This window comes from Rossellomorea sp. DA94 (assembly GCF_029834455.1).
Lineage (GTDB): Bacteria > Bacillota > Bacilli > Bacillales > Bacillaceae_B > Rossellomorea > Rossellomorea vietnamensis.
The window spans coordinates 3,567,351-3,583,664 of the sequence record NZ_CP122397.1; the positions used below are offsets into that span (position 1 = coordinate 3,567,351).

A 16,314-nucleotide genomic window follows, 5' to 3' on the forward strand; every position below is an offset into this window, starting at 1 on the left:
TTACACCCCTTCTTTCTCAAACCGGTGTAAGTCTCGTTTATGACCAATCACGATCAGCATATCCCTGTCCTGGACCAATTCATCTGCAGGAGGTGAAACCAGAATTTCTCCATTTCGTTGAATGGCTATGATATTGCATCCATACCTTGCCCGAATATCCAAGTCAACCAATGTTTTCCCTGCTACTTTCTTTGTTGCCACGACCTCTATGATGCTATGTTCGTTTGAAAGTTCGATATAATCGATGATTTTTTCCGATGTTACATGATGGGCGATTCTTTTAGCCATATCTCTTTCGGGGTGAATGACCTTGTCAGCACCAATCTTATCCAATACCTTTTGATGGTACACATTCGATGCCTTAACCCACACTTCTTTGACACCCAGCTCTTTTAACTGGAGTGTTGTAAGGATGCTTGCCTCAATGTTCTCCCCGAAAGAAACAATGACGTGATCAAAATTCCTTAATCCCAGCTGCCTTAGAACGGATTCTTCCATCGCATTTGCCTGGACGGCATGAGTGGCGATGGAGGAGAATCTTTCAATCACTTCTTCACTACGATCGATTGCGAGGACTTCCACCCCCAATTCAGACAGTTCCATCACCAAATTCCCTCCAAAGCGGCCTAAACCGATAACAGCAAATTGCTTCTTCATACTCTTCCCCCCTGTTGTACGGATTCACAGGTATTTTGCCCAAATAGACGAATATGTTACTAGCTGAATTCGGTTCGTTAGAAAAAAAGTGTTCTTTACATCGATTCCCCATTTATCATCTCTCCGAAACAATAAGCAATGATTTCCCTTCTTCTGATGATTCCTATGAAATGATCTTGATCGTCGACAACCGGGACAAAATTCTGTTCCAAAGACTTAGAAATGATATCTTCCATTTCCGCATCGATGTGAATCGGTTTATTCTGTCTGTTCAATGGGATGTCAGCGACCATCACATTGCTTGTATTTTGGAATGTCAGTCCCGGTGTGTTTTTTATTTTCCAGAGCAGGTCCCCTTCTGTAAGAGTACCAGCATACACTCCATTTTTATCGACCAATGGTACAGACGTGTACCGGTGATATTCCATCTTTTCCAGCGCCTGCCTCATCGTCGATTCGTACTTAATATAAGCTACGTCCCGCTTGGGGACTAAGAAAAACGCGATGTTCAAGTTCTTTCCTCCTTATGATCTTCCATCTGCCACGATGTGTATATCAATATTGGTCGTCTCCCTCATGATCATATTGACAATCGAACCTTTCCATATTTCCTCCCACCTGGTTCTTGCTGACTGCCCCAGCAGGATTTGAGTCACATTATATTTTTGGGCGACTTCGATGATGACAGAAGCAGGTTTTCTCTTTCCTTGTTCTTCAAACAATAAAGTCGCATTAAACTGTTCGGCAAGCCCCTTCCACTCTTTCATCTTTGGTTCGTTAACCTGATGGGCATGTGAAACTTTATTCGCTACAATGTTAAAAATATACAATTCTGCCTTCAGCCGGTGTGCCATTCTCCAGCCCCTTCTGATGAGCTTTTCTGATGTGGGACCGTAATGGATGCATACCAGGATTTTCTCATTAACCCCGATTGGACCATTCTTAAGATCACCGCTTATTTGTTCAATTCTTTCGTCCACATCATTGGCAACCTCCCTTAAAGCCAGTTCACGGAGTGCTGATAAATTGGCCGTGGTAAAAAAATGGGTCAGACTTTGTTGGATTTTCACGGGAGCATAAATTTTTCCTTCCTTCAGTCGCTTTCTTAACGCTTCAGGAGTCACATCAATCAATTGGATTTCATGTGCTTTTTGTACAAACGTATCCGGTACCCTTTCCCTTACTTTCACTCCTGTAATCTGTTGGACGATATCATTGACACTTTCCAGGTGCTGGATGTTGACGGCTGACAGGACATCAATCCCGGCATCAAGGATCAACATTACATCTTCATATCTCTTCGTATGAACGGAACCGGAAATATTCGTATGGGCAAGTTCGTCGATAATGACGAGATCCGGTTGTCTTTTGATGATTCCTTCTACATTCAGTTCATAGAATTTCTTCCCTTTGTACTCCATGACCATTAATGGTACCTGCTCAAGATCTTTCAGTTGAGCTTCCGTTTCAGCCCGTCCGTGTGTTTCAATTAATCCGATGACCACATCTTTTCCTTCTTTTTTTAAGTCTGCAGCGTCCTGGAGCATCTTATATGATTTTCCCACTCCCGGAGCAGCGCCGACATATAATTTCAGTTTGCCCCTTGCTGATTCTGTGATGTCATGGAGAATTTCTTCAGGGGTCTTTCTCCTGAAATATGGGTGATTTTTTTCCACTCTTGTTCACCTCCGAGCAGCACACATCAACTTGATACCCCGACCAACGAGTTGGTCAGGGTTCTGTTTCACTTATAATAACTTCTGTAAATCCAGATTAAGCAAAAGGACATTGACTCGTTCTTCTCCGAAAATCCCCCATTCCTTCCCTTGGGTATTGTCTTCTATCAATTTCTCCAACTTCTCTTTGGATACGCCGGTGAGCTCTGAAATTCTGTTCACCTGCGCCATGGCAGCCTGAACGGAGATATGTGGATCAAGACCTGAACCTGAGTCTGTCACAAGATCGACCGGAACCTCACTGATCGGTGTATCCGGGTTGGCTTTTTTCCACACTTCCAATGATTCCTCTGTACGGTTGATCATATCCTCATTGGACGGGGCATAGTTATTCGATCCCGAACCAGAAGCATCATATTCAATGGCGGATACCCTTCCATGAAATAGGGTGGGATCACTCACGCTCTGCCCGATCAATTTCGAGCCCACCACTTCATTTTCTTCATTATAAACCAAGCTTCCATCCGCCTTGTCCGGCATGATTGCCTGTGCGATTCCGGTTGACGCTAGTGGATACACTAAACCTGCAAGCACCATGATGGTGAAGCTGGACCGGATAATCGGTCCGGCAAATTGACTGTTTTTCATTTTACATCTCCCTTTCTATCCTCTTTATACGAATAATGAAATCGCCATATCAATCAATTTAATTCCTATGAATGGCACCAATACACCGCCAAGACCATAAATCGTTAAGTTGCGTCTCAATAATGAGTTGGAACTCATCGGTTTGTATGCGACTCCCTTCATGGCAAGCGGAATCAATAAAGGAATGATCACGGCATTAAAGATGAGTGCCGACAGGATGGCCGATATGGGTGTAGACAGACCCATGATATTCAAGGCTGTCATCTCCGGAATCGCAAGCATGAACATGGCAGGAATGATCGCAAAGTATTTCGCAATGTCGTTGGCAATACTGAATGTGGTTAGCGCTCCCCTGGTCATGAGTAATTGCTTTCCTATTGAAACCACTTCAATGATCTTTGTCGGATTCGAGTCTAAATCCACCATATTCGCCGCTTCTTTTGCCGCTGTCGTCCCGCTGTTCATGGCAAGCCCCACGTCTGCCTGGGCGAGTGCAGGCGCATCATTCGTCCCATCACCTGTCATCGCCACCAATTTCCCTTGGGCCTGTTCATATTTGATCACTTCGATTTTGTCTTCCGGTTTACATTCCGCTATGAATTCATCCACCCCTGCTTCACGTGCAATCGTGGCAGCTGTAAGCGGGTTGTCCCCTGTAGCCATGATCGTTTTGATCCCCATTTGCCGGAGCTTTTCAAATCGTTCCTTCATTCCCGGTTTAACCGTATCTTTCAGGTAAATCAATCCAAAGATCTGTCCTTCCACTGCTACAGCCAATGGGGTTCCGCCTTCTTTCGCGATTTCTTTCGCTTCTTCGTCAAGATCTGCGGGGATTGTGCCGCCTTTAGCTTTCACCCACGTCTTGACTGAATCGACAGCCCCTTTGCGCACCTGTCGGCCATCTTTCAAATCCACCCCGCTCATTCTTGTCTCAGCTTTAAAATCTATGAATTGTCCCCCAGCTGCCAGGGAAGCATCAAGCTCCATTCCCTTCTCTTTCAACAGTTCAATGACGGAACGTCCTTCAGGTGTTTCATCCTGTAACGAACTGATCCCTGTCCAGTAGAAAAGCTCGTCTTTCGATGCTTCCCCCACGTCGATGAAATCACTCGCCATACGGTTACCGAATGTAATGGTACCGGTCTTATCCAGAATGATCGTGTTGATATCCCCTGCCGCTTCCACTGCCTTTCCAGACATGGCGAGTACATTATATTGAGTCACACGGTCCATCCCCGCAATCCCGATGGCTGATAACAATCCACCGATGGTCGTCGGGATCAAACAGACCAGGAGTGAAATCAATACGGGGATTTCAATGGAGAATCCCAGATAGTTCGTAAAGAACGGAAGAGTGACGACCACAATCATGAAAATAAGCGTTAAGCTTGTTAATACCGTATTCAAGGCAATTTCGTTCGGGGTCTTCTGACGCTCTGCCCCTTCCACCAATGAAATCATGCGGTCCAGGAATGATTCACCAGGGTTGCTGGTAATCCGGACTTTAATCTGATCACTGACGACTCTCGTTCCTCCAGTGACAGAATTGAAATCACCACCGGCTTCCTTGATGACAGGAGCGGATTCACCAGTGATCGCGGATTCGTCTACCGAGGCAAGACCTTCAATCACTTCACCGTCACCTGGAATCATCTCACCTTGTGAGACGACGACCACGTCCCCTTTCTTGAGAGAGGTAGAAGCCACTTTTTCCGTTTTTCCATTTCCCAGAAGCAGATTGGCGGACATCTCCTGTTTGGACTTTTTCAATGAATCGGCCTGCGCTTTCCCGCGGCCTTCTGCCAATGCTTCGGCGAAATTGGCAAAAAGCACGGTGAATAAGAGAATCAGGCTGACTGTCACATTGAACCAGGAGGCTACTTCACTTTTGCCAAATGCATCAGGTGCAATACACAATATCAAGGTAATGATGAATCCAATCTCCACTACAAACATGATCGGATTTTTTATCATGATTCTTGGATCAAGCTTAATGAAAGAATCTTTCAAGGCCTGCTTGACCATTCCTTTATTCTTCATGTCATTTCCATCCTTCTGTTCTTTTGGATTGGGCCGTTCGGGGGAAAGACGGTTTCGTTCTTTCCCTCTAAATTCAGCGACCTTATTTGTCTCTTTCACTAATGGATTTGCCACTTCTTCCACTCCCATCTACAATGTCAGATATTCTGCTACCGGTCCCAATACGAGTGTCGGAAAGAACGTTAACGCCCCGACGACAAAGAATGTTCCAATCAGGATCACACCGAATAAGGACGTATCCGTTCGGAACGTTCCGATCGTCTCGGGAACCACCTTCTTGGAGGCAAGGGATCCTGCAACAGCGAGCATCGTCACCAGACCGAAGAATCTTCCTACATACATCACGATTCCTGTCGAGATGTTCCAAAATGGAGTGGCGTCCCCAAGTCCTTCAAATCCCGATCCATTGTTGGCAGCGGATGACGTATATTCATAAACGACCTGGGATATCCCATGAAATCCACTGTTTGAAATGACTTCGACCCCAAGCGGAGTATAAAGCGCAAGAGCAGATGCCCCCAATATCAACAGGGGATGCATAAGCATCGTAATGGCAATCAGCTTCATTTCCCTGCCTTCGATTTTTTTGCCCAGAAATTCTGGCGTGCGTCCAACCATCAACCCTGAAAGGAACACAGCGATCATGGCGTACATGAGCACATTGATGAAGCCTGCGCCAACCCCTCCGAAAACGGTGTTAAGCAGCATATTCGTCAGTGCCAGCATCCCGCCGATCGGGGTTAACGTATCATGCATCGTATTGACCGCACCTGTTTCTGTCGCCGTCGTGACCATGGCATAAAGAATCGATTGACCCGTACCGAACCGTACTTCCTTCCCTTCCATACTTCCCTGATCGGTCTGGATCCCTGTGGCATTAAGGGCCGGGTTTCCTTGCGTTTCATAGAACAGGGCCGTAGAAAGGAATACAATGAAGACCAACACCATTGATACAAACAGGACACGACCTTGCTTCGGATTCCCGACCATCCTTCCATACGTAAAAGGCAGTGCGGATGGCAGCAGGAACATTAGCAGAATCTGAATGAAATTACTGATGGCGTTCGGATTCTCAAATGGATGGGCCGAGTTGACACCAAAGAATCCTCCCCCGTTATTCCCAAGTTCTTTAATGGACAGGAATGTTCCGACAGGGCCACGGGCAATCTCCTGGGTACCACCCTCAACCGTATTCACGGTAACCGATGGCTCAAGCGTCTGCGGAACCCCGAGCGCTATGAAAATAAAGCCTGCAATAAAGGCGATCGGCAATAGGACGCGGGTAATGGACCTGAATAAATCCACAAAGAAGTTACCGATTTCAGCACCTGAGAGTCCCCGGACAAAGGCGATGGCTACTGCCATGGCCGTTCCCGGTGCCGCGAACATCATGAACAGAATACCGATCATTTGTCCGAGATAGGAAAGACCTGATTCACCGCTGTAATGTTGGAGATTCGTATTGGTCATAAAGCTGATTGCTGTATTAAAGGCAAGAGTGGGATTCATCCCCGGATTGCCACTCGGGTTCAGGGGCAGGACCCCCTGGAGCCGGAATACAAGATACACAAGGAAAATCATGAAACCATTCGTGAAGACAAGGGCCAATGCGTATTGCTTCCACGTCTGGTTCATTTTTTTTATTCCACTGACTTTGAAAAGTAGATGTTCGAATGGTCCAAAAACTTTATCTAAAGGCGTTTGATTATAATCGAACGCCTTTGCCAAATAGACCCCTGCCGGCTTTGCAATCAGAATCATTGCCGCTAATGTAATGATGATCGATAGAATGGTCGTAATCACCTGTGATACCTCCACTAATTAGAATTTTTCTGGATGAAACAATACATAAAATAAATACAGTGTAATCATGGCCGTAATCCCAAGTAACAGCATCATGAGTCCTTACCTCCCTGATCGACAACAGTGGAAGACCAATTGGTAAGTCTCGACATAAGCGCCGGAAGAACGATGAATAAAGCGATCATTATAATATCCAACATGTGTAAAACCTCCTAACATTAGTTAAAGAAACATGAAACATTCCTGCTTTTTGTGAACACGACATATCTTGCACCGTTGGACTGGTACAGACGTACCGGATAGCCGGGAGTCATCGTGACGACAATGATGGGGGCGGACGTACTGTTTTGAATAATCCTCATCATCGGAAGCGTATCGAAAAAGTGATTCTCAAATACGATGACCTTATGGATGTGACAGCGGTGATCAAGAAATTCTTCATTCACCCCCAAACCCATGACACGGTGGAACCCCCGCCCCTTCAGAATCTCAACCACTTGTGGAATCGGGGAAACAAAAAAGCAATCATGGGATAAATTTAAGCATCCCTCTATTTCCTGCAGCACTTCATAAGAGGGAATACAAACAAGAGTTGTGTCCTTTTGCCGTTCCTGTGTACACACATAAATCCTCCTTTCGTTCTGTATCATCACACCTCTACCATTTCAAACTGCAGAAAGTCATGCCCTCGAAAAAACATGGGCTGTTTCTTCCAACAGATCCCCTCATCAGGAGGAAAATCCGTCTTCAGAAACAAAAATAGACCAACGTACACTTCTCCCCCAGACAATTGACAAAAGCAAAGAACAATCAGCACCCTGTATAGATGCGATTTTCTATCATCTCTTGTTCATCTGGAGAAAAAGTACACATTGGTCTACTTAACGCCTAGCAGGCTCCTTTAAGCCTTCTATGCATTCTGTCTTCCATGTTCACTTTTTCGAAAATAGGCATTATAAAAAGACCTACTTGATTATCAGGCTGCCCCTTTTGCCATTATGAAACAACAAAAAAAGCCCCCTGAAAAAGGTGGTCTTTATGACCTCCTTCGCTTTAGCCGACGAAGTTAGCTGACGGGTAGGATGGCGAAAGAGTTTAATCTCATCCCTTCTACACTTGTAGAATTAACCCCACTTGATTGGGTCCTCCGTTCTCGTTTCCGAGACTAGGCCGAAATATTGAGTTGTGCTTTACAAGGACTATATTACTCCCGGCTTATGAAATTTGTAAACGGATAAAAAGTGCCGAATCCTGCTAAATTGGATTGTTTTTCTAACAAAAACCATCGTTTTCTTAAAATTCTTAATTGAATCGTACTTTTTCTCTTAGTCTATCTAACTGAAAATTATAGATTGACAACTTTTAACACACCTGAGTAATATAGTCCATGAATTGTTACGTTAGTCATTAGGGGGAAGAAAATATGAAAACGACTAAACGCCGATTAGAGGCTGAATTGAGTGAAGCATTTATAAAAATGCAAAGGGAACTGATCGGCCGCGGTCCACAGGAAACACGGACGTACATCCTGGAGGACATGGTCATCGCACGATTCAAGGGTGTGTTAACGGTAGAAGAAAAACACCTTGTCGAGCACGATAAAGGCAGGGTGCTCGTGAAGCAGATGAGACAGGTACTGCGGGAAATGTACAGTCAAAACATTGAAGAAATTGTTGAACAGCATACCGGATGCAAAGTACTCTCGAGCCACAGCGACATCAGTACAAAAACGGGAGAGCGCATGGAAGTGTTCGTGCTTGATAAGAACCTGGAAAAGCAGTTGGAAAACTAACCGAAATTGTATAATTATCCATTTACTAACGATGATTGTATTCATCACATCTGAACTAATTCGCTGAATCCGACAGGAGCGGAGAAACCAAAGGAATAGATGAGACTATTCATGGGGTGAAGTCATGTGACCGGGAGACTTATACCTTCCGAACCCGTCAGCTAACTTCGTAAGCGTTGTAGAAGAGAGGAGATTAACAAGCTTTTATCAATCTACCAATTGCAAGCCCTGAATCTTTGTGTGAAGGACCCAATGATTCAGGGCATTTACTAACGATTATGGTATACTGCGATTCTGGCTCTGTTTTATTTACAAGATACACTCCAATGAAAAGAGAGAAAAGACTTCTCTGTGATCGGAGTTTTATTATGTTTGATACAAGACTGCTTGGCTTGGTAAAAGGAGTATTCATTGGATAGCACACAGATCAATATCATGCTTATTGCCACCGCAGCCACGGATGTTTTTTTCACCTCAAAATCACCTCTTACTTCTCCTTTGGCCTTCCGTACTTTACAAGGACATGCCACAATAGCTTCAATTCCTGTAGTACCTCTTCGTATGTTCCCCTATCACTCCATGCATCTGGATTCTGTCTCAAGTCCATCACCGCAAGCCCGATGGTGTATGCATCAATTACATTTTTTAAAGCGATCCGCTTGGCCAATGAGGGCATGGATGGTCCTCTAAAGTCAGCAGGAACCTCATCCACATGAAGGACAAAACCCCTGTGCCAATTAAGATCGATGGAATACCTTGAGCACATCTGCTCTAGGGTTTCACCGACCGATGTATCCTTAAAGGATGGATCGGCAACCAACATTTCCACATCTTCTTTCAGCGAAATGGGACCATGAATCTGTGATTCTATGTAATGGTTCAGGTTTCGATTGGCCTCGTGTCCGACACTGCCATGTTCAAGATGATTCAGTACATGATGAATGAACTTCGTCGGAGTCAAATCCTTCTCTCCAAGTGCAAAATCTCTTGAAAATATTTCTTCCAAAAGAGCAGCCATAATCATATTAAATTCTTGATACGCCCCCTTCGCAAATGGGTTTTGATGGGAGTCCAAATATGTAAAGGTTGAACGGGATGATACGTTAGGGCTCAGCAAAAAATAGCATGACCCAAACCGTGGAGAAGGACCATCCGGATGCAGCATCAGATTCAATGCCCCGTACTTTGGCCGTTCGCTCATCAACGCACCTTCCGAGTGGTAAGCGCCCCCAAACATACTCTCCTCCCACCTATCCCGGTCACCACCTGAATGAGGAGAGACCTTCCCATTCGATATGAATGTTTCAAACTGACTCTTATATTCCCCTTGTTCGAGCAGAGACTGGGCAACGTTCTTCCTAGTGGAAGTCGGCCGATCCGGATGGAAGTGCAAACCGATCTGTGCGTACGTTTTTATTTGATGAACTGCCTGTTCAAACACCTCACCTGAAATATTGGACATGTTCAGAATATGTTGAATAGTAGCCATCCCATCCGCTTTATGCTTACGGGCATAGGCCGTAAAATAATCGATTGCCTGACGCTGTGCAGAAGTTAACTCCATTGTGACTCGACTCTCCTCATTTCTCCCAAAGCTCGATCAATCTGCCTTCAGGATCTTTAATCCAAATAAACTGGCCGAATTCACTCACTTCTTTTTCCTTTGCAAGGGGTACTCCGATCTGATTCAGATGCTGGATCGTTTCTTTCAGATCATGCACCTGAAAATTCAGCATGACCTGCTGTTCTGTGGGGAAATACGGGTCTTCTTCTGTAAAAAAAGAAAAGATGGTTTCACTCTCCTGATCGGGTCTAATCATGGTTCCGTTCCAATCTCCCATTTCAATCTTCAACACTTCACTGTACCATCTCTTTACTTCATCCAGATGTTTGGTTCTCCAGAAGATTCCTCCAAAGCCTTTGATCATGATAGGTTCTCTCCCTTTCTTCTTTCCATTTATGAATACATAAACGTATATTCCGATTTGATGACGCCGCTTTCATATGGCTTTACGTCCAGCAGCTTCAGGTTGACTCCAGGCTCTTCGCTTCCGAATAATGGAGTGCCCTTCCCGACCAGGATTGGGTTAACCTTTAGAACCAATCGGTCTAAGAGCTGGTGTTTAAGCAGCGTCCCAGCCAACTCCCCGCCTCCGCAGAGCCAGATCCTGCCCTTTTCTTGCCGCTTTAATGTTTGAATAAATGGGACGGCGTCTTCCTTTATGAGTTCTACTTCATCGTTAGAGTCGAATTGAAGAGACTTTGAAAAGATGTAATGCTTGATTCCCTTGTAACCGGGTTCACCCGGCTTTGCCCCCAACAGGAATCCGAACTCATAGGTTTTCCTGCCCATCAGTACCGCATCATAATCCTTTATGTCTTCCATGAAATCCGGTACATGATCGCCATCAAATAGAAAGAGAGAGCGTTCGATATCCCCGTCTATCAGTGCCTGATCTGCGATAAAATGGTCCAGGGAAACGGCCACGTGATAAATCAATTCCCCCATATTCCTTTCCTCCCGTCATGTATCGTTTATTTAGAACTTAGAACACCTGTCGCAATTCCACCTGTCCTTCCCCATGCCCTTGTGGATCGGGTACTCGCATGGCCCATTCGATCGCTTCTTCCCTTGACTTCACATCGATCAGGAAGAAACCTGCCACTAATTCATCCACTTCAAAAGGGCCCTCCGTTACGACCGGCTTTCCGCCAGGTTCAGGGTACGAGATGCGAATACCGTCCGAGCTCGGATGAAGTCCCTTTGCCATCACCCGGACGCCTGCTTCCACTAGTTCCTCATTGTACTTCGTCATTGCTTCCATAAGCTCGGGACTTGGAAGGTTACCCGCCTCCGAATTTCTCGAGGCTTTGACGATCATCATAAAGAGCATAGATATTCCTCCTAACGGGGTTTAACGTCACCACTGTAATTATTCAATAGAATGAAAGGTTTTTCCTTCCCCACATCGGAGCAAAAAATAAGACTTATCCCTGCCTTCAACAAGAATAAGTCCCAGAATGGATATCACATACTTTTCATCTATTTAATATCCCTTATCACTCTACAAGGGTTACCAACCGCCAGACAGTCAGCAGGGATTGATTTAGTCACCACACTCCCCGCCCCAATCACTGCATTGTCACCGATCGTGACGCCAGGCAGGATGACGGTGTTGCCGCCTATCCATACGTTATCCCCTATGGAGATTGGCTTAGTCAACGTGCGATACGGGGCTTCACCCGGACCGTGGTCATGGTTGATTCTTTCAGATGCCTGAAGGGGATGAGTGGCCGAATAAATCTGTACATTCGGTGCAATCAGAACGTTTTCCCCTATCGTTACTTTATTTGTATCCAAAATCGTACAGTTGAAATTGATAAACGTGTTCTTCCCGATTGAAATGTTTTGTCCATAATCACAGTAGAAAGGCTTTTCCACCCACACACCCTCTCCCACCGATTCAAGCAGATCAGCGAGGATTTTCTGTTTTCTATCTGCCTGGTCTGGTGGGGAAGAATTGAATTGATCCATCAGGATTCTTGATTTCCTTGCCATTTCCATCAATTCGGGATCACGTGCGTTATAGTACTCTCCGTTTAACATTTTTTCTTTCTCTGTCATCTTGTTTCTCCTTTCAACCTTTTTCCTTGAATTTCTCCTATTATAAGACGATTCTTATCCTTATGCACCTCTGATTCCCAAAAAAATTGACCGCATGACTCTGCTCTCTGAAGTTTGTAAAATTCTCTTCAGGTTCATCCTATTTTTGTTTAAACATCTGCAACCGTTGATTCTCAAGCTCTGCCACAAAGATATCGCCATGTTGATTCACAGCGATATCATGGGGAATCTTCAACTCCCCAACCTTAGAACCCCAGCCACCAAACCGGTCTATGATCTTCCCGTTTCGATTTAGAACAACGACCTGGTGAGACCCTTTCTCACTGTTTGGATAAAGCGCATCACCGCCATCCGCTACATACACGTTGCCATCTTCCCCCACTTCGAGACCGAATGGGCGGCCAAGCTCATTCTGATCCCACTCATCAAGGAATTCACCTTCCTTCGTGAACACCTGAATTCGTGCATTGTTCCGGTCTGCTACATATAAGTTCCCTTTCTGATCATGAGATATTCCATGGGGAAGATTCAATTCCCCCGGATGGTCTCCCAGTTGATTCTTCTCCCAAAGGAATTGTCCCTCTGCATCAAATTTAACAATCCGTCTATTACGGTATCCATCACTTACGACAAATGAGCCATCATCCATGACAGTGACATCCGTCGGCCTCGCGAACGTATCCTTTGTCATCCCGGTCGGGAATTTGGGCAGCACATTCCGGATACGCAGGGCAGGCTCCATATAAAATGGATAATCATCCCCAAAGGTATCCAGTAAGCGCCCGTCAGCTGTAAACTTGTACACCTTATTCTGGGTTATATCTGTGATCCATACATTGTCTTCTTGGTCGATTTCCAATCCATGAGGGGAAGCAAATACATTCTCTCCCCAACGATCTTTGACTTTCTTGGTTTCTCCATCAATAACGATAAGGGTCGGTTCTTGTATGATGCTTTCTCCACCATATTCCGAACTTCCCCGATGTAGATAATAAATATCTCCTTTACTATCGACGGCTACTCCACTTGCTTCCCCGGCAATTTCTTTATCTTCTTCTGTCCTTGGCCAGAGAATTTCTGGTTCATAAGCAGCTGAATGTTTGGCTTCTGGTATTTCTTTATAAACCGTATCACTTCCTCCACGGCTGAACCATGCAGTCAATGCTCCCAGCAGGAGGATGATTCCGATCATGATGCGTAAACTCTTTCTCATTCACTTTCAACTCCATATCATTTATTGCTGATATGAATGTAACATAGGATGGTATGATCTTTCGTCTGACCTGTGACATAAAAGAGATAGGACCAGAGACGTATCACATTCTTTTTTATAGTTTTTTCCACACACAAAAAAGCTGAAAACCATTGATGATTCTCAGCTTCTCACACTTTACGTCGTGGAACCCTATTTTATACGAATCATGTTCCCACTCTCATCAAATGCTTGCCTTAAGTCAAACGCATAAGGAGTAGCTTCATGTTCAAGATAATAATCGTACCTTCTGAAAGCTTCCTCCCATGAGACATCCTTCACCGTCTCTGTCCACCAGATGACATAGGAAGAATGTTTTCCATCATCATTCTCCATCCAATTGTTCCTATTCCGCAATGCCTGACTGTGTTTCCCTGCATATGTAAAACGGTACAACGTTTGAAGGTTTTTCCATACCGTTAATGTCAGGACCGGGTACCCATTCCCTTTCGCCTCTTCAGGAAGGGCGACACCCTCTGAAGAGAACTCCTCAATGAGATGTCCCGAAGCATAAGCCTGACGCATGACTTTATAACCCATGTCATAAAAGCCAAGGGACGCCGGATGGTCGTAAGGATTCCGCAACCTGCCAATCGTGTAAATTGAAATGAATGCCATAAGCAGCCCTCCAATGACAATCTTTGAAAAAGACCTTTATTTAAGCCCACTACCATATTAATGGTATTCCATTTCCAACAAGAATCTTCCTCTTTTTCGCAAAAAAAAGAAGACACAAAAGTACGATTGGCTGCTAAGCAATCATCACCACTCCTTTTGTGTCCATTCTATTTTCTCTTTTAATCTGCGAAACATGAACCTCCCCCTTATCCAAGCTGACGTTTAAATATCCTGCCTGCAATAAAATAAGAAATGACCATGATAGCGACGCACCAGGCAAGGGCTATCCATATATCGCTGCCCACCGTCCCTTCATATAATAGTGCACGAATTGCATTCACGATGGACGTCACTGGCTGGTTCTCTGCGAACACCCGCACAACGGTTGGCATCGTTTCCGTTGGAACAAAGGCCGAGCTGATAAACGGCAGGAAAATCAATGGGTATGAATAAGCCGTCGCCCCTTCCATCGAGTCTGCCGTCAATCCCGGAATAACCGCAAGCCATGTCAGAGCGAGCGTAAACAGTACAAGTACCCCGATAACCGCCAGCCATTCCAACACATCAGCACCAGTACGAAAGCCCATCAGCAGTGCAACAAGAATGACCACCATAACGGCAAGCAAATTGGATACAAGGGAAGTCAACACGTGTGCCCATAATATCGAAGAGCGTTTGATCGGCATCGTACTAAAACGCGCCATCAGTCCGCTCTTCGCATCCGTAAAGAGCCGGTGCGAGGTATAAGCGACACCTGACGCAATCGTAATCAGCAGAATTCCGGGTAACAAGTAATTCACATAGCTGTCCGTCCCTGTCTCAATGGCACCGCCAAATACATAAACAAACAATAGTAGCATCATAACCGGAGTAACGGCAACCGTGATGATCGTATCAGGACTCCGTAAAATACCGCGCATCAAACGGCCAAATAATACCCCTGTGTTACTGTTCATTTTCATTTCCCCCTTTTTTGCCAATGATCGCGAGGAAGATTTCCTCGAGTGTCGGCTGCTTCTCAATATACTCCACTTTCGCAGGTGGGAACATTTCCTTCAGTTCAGTAAGGGTACCCGTCGTAATGATTTCCCCTCCATGAAGGATGGCGATGCGGTCCGCCAGCTGTTCCGCTTCCTCCAGGTATTGGGTCGTCAGTAAAATGGTCGTGCCGCTACCGGCAAGCTCCTTGACGGTTTCCCAGACTTCCATCCGGGCTTCCGGGTCCAAGCCTGTCGTCGGCTCATCGAGAAAGATGACAGGGGGTGCCCCGATCAGGCTCATGGCGATGTCAAGCCGGCGCTTCATCCCACCGGAATACGTATCCGCTCGTCTGTCGGCCGCATCCGTCAGACTGAATCTCTTGAGGAGGTCATCTGCGATTCGGGACGGACTTGACACTCCCCGTAACTTCGCCATCATGATCAGATTTTCCCTTCCTGTCTGGATACCATCCAGGGCAGCAAACTGTCCTGTCAAACTGATACTCCGACGAACCTGATCAGGCTGATGCTGCACATCAAAGCTATAAACACTCCCACTGCCACCATCCGCCTTCAACAGCGTCGAAAGAATATGGACGATCGTTGTTTTACCCGCCCCATTTGAACCAAGAAGCGCAAATATCTCCCCGCGCTTCACCTCAAAATCCACACCCTTTAAGACTTCCTTGTCTTTGAACGACTTTTTCAACCCTTTTACTGAAATCGCTGCATGACTCATCTGTTTTCCTCCTTATATTTTAAACACTACTTAGTGTTACAGGTAATCAGTATCACTTACTACTATGGTAAAAAAAACAACTGAATAGTCTTGGTTCTGCATTTTCACCCGCCATTCAGTCGGTATAACCGATTGGATTCACTTCTTTCCACGACCGATCGAATCATTCAACTTCGCCCGGTACTTGTCACTCCACGTTTCCGAGTCTTTCACCAGTTCATCACAAAATCCGGCTACGTCTTCCCCGGTGAGGTCAGTAACTTCCTTGCCTTCCGCTGCCCCTTCTTCGAACAGATCCAGAATGCCATTAAAGATTCGGCTCGTGTCTTTCCAGTCGGTAAGACCGCCAGCTGTCCACATATATTTTTGAATCGCCTTGTAGGCATTGAGGTATTCACTTGGCAATGTCTTCGCACGGGCTTCCATCGCTCTCCATTCACGCTTGTCGGCCATACTTCCAGTAATCTTTTCAATAAATTTCATC

19 protein-coding genes and 2 riboswitches are annotated in these 16,314 nt (G+C 45.4%); of the genes, 1 reads left to right on the top strand and 18 read right to left on the bottom strand.

The window, feature by feature from the left end; genetic code table 11:
* The 8 genes from P8596_RS18605 to P8596_RS18635 form a co-directional block, all read right to left on the bottom strand.
* A complete protein-coding gene (locus tag P8596_RS18605; protein WP_254652134.1) occupies positions 1–657 on the bottom strand; it encodes a potassium channel family protein in 657 nt (218 codons plus the stop codon).
* A 95-nt stretch (positions 658–752) separates the two neighbouring features.
* Positions 753–1,169, bottom strand: a complete 417-nt coding sequence (locus P8596_RS18610) for a CBS domain-containing protein (RefSeq protein ID WP_254652135.1) — start codon at positions 1,167–1,169, stop codon at positions 753–755.
* A 12-nt stretch (positions 1,170–1,181) separates the two neighbouring features.
* The gene (gene kdpDN / locus P8596_RS18615; protein WP_279724670.1) at positions 1,182–2,333 is read right to left on the bottom strand and encodes a KdpD-like non-kinase potassium sensor; all 1,152 of its coding nucleotides are present in this window, start codon (positions 2,331–2,333) and stop codon (positions 1,182–1,184) included.
* A 72-nt stretch (positions 2,334–2,405) separates the two neighbouring features.
* Positions 2,406–2,981, bottom strand: coding sequence for a potassium-transporting ATPase subunit KdpC (gene kdpC / locus P8596_RS18620; protein WP_254652137.1), 576 nt, complete (start codon positions 2,979–2,981; stop codon positions 2,406–2,408).
* A 24-nt stretch (positions 2,982–3,005) separates the two neighbouring features.
* Positions 3,006–5,021, bottom strand: coding sequence for a potassium-transporting ATPase subunit KdpB (gene kdpB / locus P8596_RS18625; RefSeq protein ID WP_279727028.1), 2,016 nt, complete (start codon positions 5,019–5,021; stop codon positions 3,006–3,008).
* Between the two features lie 129 nt (positions 5,022–5,150).
* Positions 5,151–6,812: a potassium-transporting ATPase subunit KdpA gene (gene kdpA / locus P8596_RS18630; protein WP_481900344.1), complete on the bottom strand. Its 1,662-nt coding sequence runs from the start codon at positions 6,810–6,812 to the stop codon at positions 5,151–5,153.
* Positions 6,813–6,842: 30 nt separating this feature from the next.
* Positions 6,843–6,920, bottom strand: a complete 78-nt coding sequence (locus P8596_RS23925) for a potassium-transporting ATPase subunit F (protein ID WP_427600606.1) — start codon at positions 6,918–6,920, stop codon at positions 6,843–6,845.
* A gap of 122 nt (positions 6,921–7,042) precedes the next feature.
* Positions 7,043–7,447, bottom strand: a complete 405-nt coding sequence (locus P8596_RS18635) for a hypothetical protein (protein ID WP_279724673.1) — start codon at positions 7,445–7,447, stop codon at positions 7,043–7,045.
* 417 nt (positions 7,448–7,864) lie between these two features.
* Positions 7,865–8,006, bottom strand: a riboswitch (cyclic di-AMP (ydaO/yuaA leader).
* A 241-nt stretch (positions 8,007–8,247) separates the two neighbouring features.
* Here P8596_RS18635 and P8596_RS18640 point away from each other — a divergent pair.
* The gene (locus P8596_RS18640) at positions 8,248–8,616 is read left to right on the top strand and encodes a Na-translocating system protein MpsC family protein (RefSeq protein WP_279724674.1); all 369 of its coding nucleotides are present in this window, start codon (positions 8,248–8,250) and stop codon (positions 8,614–8,616) included.
* A gap of 51 nt (positions 8,617–8,667) precedes the next feature.
* Positions 8,668–8,807: riboswitch (cyclic di-AMP (ydaO/yuaA leader) on the top strand.
* Between the two features lie 296 nt (positions 8,808–9,103).
* On the opposite strand, the gene P8596_RS18645 is transcribed toward P8596_RS18640, so the two are convergent.
* The 10 genes from P8596_RS18645 to P8596_RS18690 form a co-directional block, all read right to left on the bottom strand.
* Positions 9,104–10,180, bottom strand: coding sequence for a DUF3626 domain-containing protein (locus P8596_RS18645; RefSeq protein ID WP_279724676.1), 1,077 nt, complete (start codon positions 10,178–10,180; stop codon positions 9,104–9,106).
* Between the two features lie 16 nt (positions 10,181–10,196).
* A complete protein-coding gene (locus P8596_RS18650) occupies positions 10,197–10,544 on the bottom strand; it encodes a VOC family protein (RefSeq protein WP_279724677.1) in 348 nt (115 codons plus the stop codon).
* A gap of 29 nt (positions 10,545–10,573) precedes the next feature.
* Positions 10,574–11,125, bottom strand: coding sequence for a dihydrofolate reductase family protein (locus P8596_RS18655; protein WP_279724679.1), 552 nt, complete (start codon positions 11,123–11,125; stop codon positions 10,574–10,576).
* A 37-nt stretch (positions 11,126–11,162) separates the two neighbouring features.
* Positions 11,163–11,510, bottom strand: coding sequence for a YciI family protein (locus tag P8596_RS18660; RefSeq protein WP_279724681.1), 348 nt, complete (start codon positions 11,508–11,510; stop codon positions 11,163–11,165).
* 149 nt (positions 11,511–11,659) lie between these two features.
* Complete coding sequence (locus P8596_RS18665; protein ID WP_279724683.1) at positions 11,660–12,241, bottom strand: sugar O-acetyltransferase; 582 nt, start codon at positions 12,239–12,241, stop codon at positions 11,660–11,662.
* A 139-nt stretch (positions 12,242–12,380) separates the two neighbouring features.
* Entirely contained in the window at positions 12,381–13,454 is a 1,074-nt protein-coding gene (locus P8596_RS18670; protein WP_279724685.1) for a peptidyl-alpha-hydroxyglycine alpha-amidating lyase family protein, read from the bottom strand.
* A 192-nt stretch (positions 13,455–13,646) separates the two neighbouring features.
* A complete protein-coding gene (locus P8596_RS18675; RefSeq protein WP_279724686.1) occupies positions 13,647–14,111 on the bottom strand; it encodes a DUF3291 domain-containing protein in 465 nt (154 codons plus the stop codon).
* A 206-nt stretch (positions 14,112–14,317) separates the two neighbouring features.
* Positions 14,318–15,067, bottom strand: a complete 750-nt coding sequence (locus tag P8596_RS18680) for an ABC transporter permease (RefSeq protein WP_279724687.1) — start codon at positions 15,065–15,067, stop codon at positions 14,318–14,320.
* On the bottom strand, positions 15,057–15,830 hold the full coding sequence (locus tag P8596_RS18685; protein ID WP_279724688.1) for an ABC transporter ATP-binding protein: 774 nt from the start codon (positions 15,828–15,830) through the stop codon (positions 15,057–15,059). Before P8596_RS18685 ends, P8596_RS18680 begins: the two co-directional genes overlap by 11 nt.
* 138 nt (positions 15,831–15,968) lie before the next feature.
* The gene (locus P8596_RS18690; protein WP_224522211.1) at positions 15,969–16,313 is read right to left on the bottom strand and encodes a DUF1048 domain-containing protein; all 345 of its coding nucleotides are present in this window, start codon (positions 16,311–16,313) and stop codon (positions 15,969–15,971) included.
* Position 16,314: the final 1 nt, after the last annotated feature.

What these genes read in the sequence shown, in the direction of transcription:
- P8596_RS18605 (WP_254652134.1), bottom strand. Translation starts at nt 657, where the DNA reads ATGAAGAAGCAATTTGCTGTTATCGGTTTAGGCCGCTTTGGAGGGAAT.
- kdpC (WP_254652137.1), bottom strand. Translation starts at nt 2,981, where the DNA reads ATGAAAAACAGTCAATTTGCCGGACCGATTATCCGGTCCAGCTTCACC.
- kdpB (WP_279727028.1), bottom strand. Translation starts at nt 5,021, where the DNA reads ATGAAGAATAAAGGAATGGTCAAGCAGGCCTTGAAAGATTCTTTCATT.
- P8596_RS23925 (WP_427600606.1), bottom strand. Translation starts at nt 6,920, where the DNA reads ATGATGCTGTTACTTGGGATTACGGCCATGATTACACTGTATTTATTT.
- P8596_RS18640 (WP_279724674.1), top strand. Translation starts at nt 8,248, where the DNA reads ATGAAAACGACTAAACGCCGATTAGAGGCTGAATTGAGTGAAGCATTT.
- P8596_RS18645 (WP_279724676.1), bottom strand. Translation starts at nt 10,180, where the DNA reads ATGGAGTTAACTTCTGCACAGCGTCAGGCAATCGATTATTTTACGGCC.
- P8596_RS18650 (WP_279724677.1), bottom strand. Translation starts at nt 10,544, where the DNA reads ATGATCAAAGGCTTTGGAGGAATCTTCTGGAGAACCAAACATCTGGAT.
- P8596_RS18655 (WP_279724679.1), bottom strand. Translation starts at nt 11,125, where the DNA reads ATGGGGGAATTGATTTATCACGTGGCCGTTTCCCTGGACCATTTTATC.
- P8596_RS18660 (WP_279724681.1), bottom strand. Translation starts at nt 11,510, where the DNA reads ATGCTCTTTATGATGATCGTCAAAGCCTCGAGAAATTCGGAGGCGGGT.
- P8596_RS18665 (WP_279724683.1), bottom strand. Translation starts at nt 12,241, where the DNA reads ATGACAGAGAAAGAAAAAATGTTAAACGGAGAGTACTATAACGCACGT.
- P8596_RS18670 (WP_279724685.1), bottom strand. Translation starts at nt 13,454, where the DNA reads ATGAGAAAGAGTTTACGCATCATGATCGGAATCATCCTCCTGCTGGGA.
- P8596_RS18675 (WP_279724686.1), bottom strand. Translation starts at nt 14,111, where the DNA reads ATGGCATTCATTTCAATTTACACGATTGGCAGGTTGCGGAATCCTTAC.
- P8596_RS18680 (WP_279724687.1), bottom strand. Translation starts at nt 15,067, where the DNA reads ATGAACAGTAACACAGGGGTATTATTTGGCCGTTTGATGCGCGGTATT.
- P8596_RS18685 (WP_279724688.1), bottom strand. Translation starts at nt 15,830, where the DNA reads ATGAGTCATGCAGCGATTTCAGTAAAAGGGTTGAAAAAGTCGTTCAAA.
- P8596_RS18690 (WP_224522211.1), bottom strand. Translation starts at nt 16,313, where the DNA reads ATGAAATTTATTGAAAAGATTACTGGAAGTATGGCCGACAAGCGTGAA.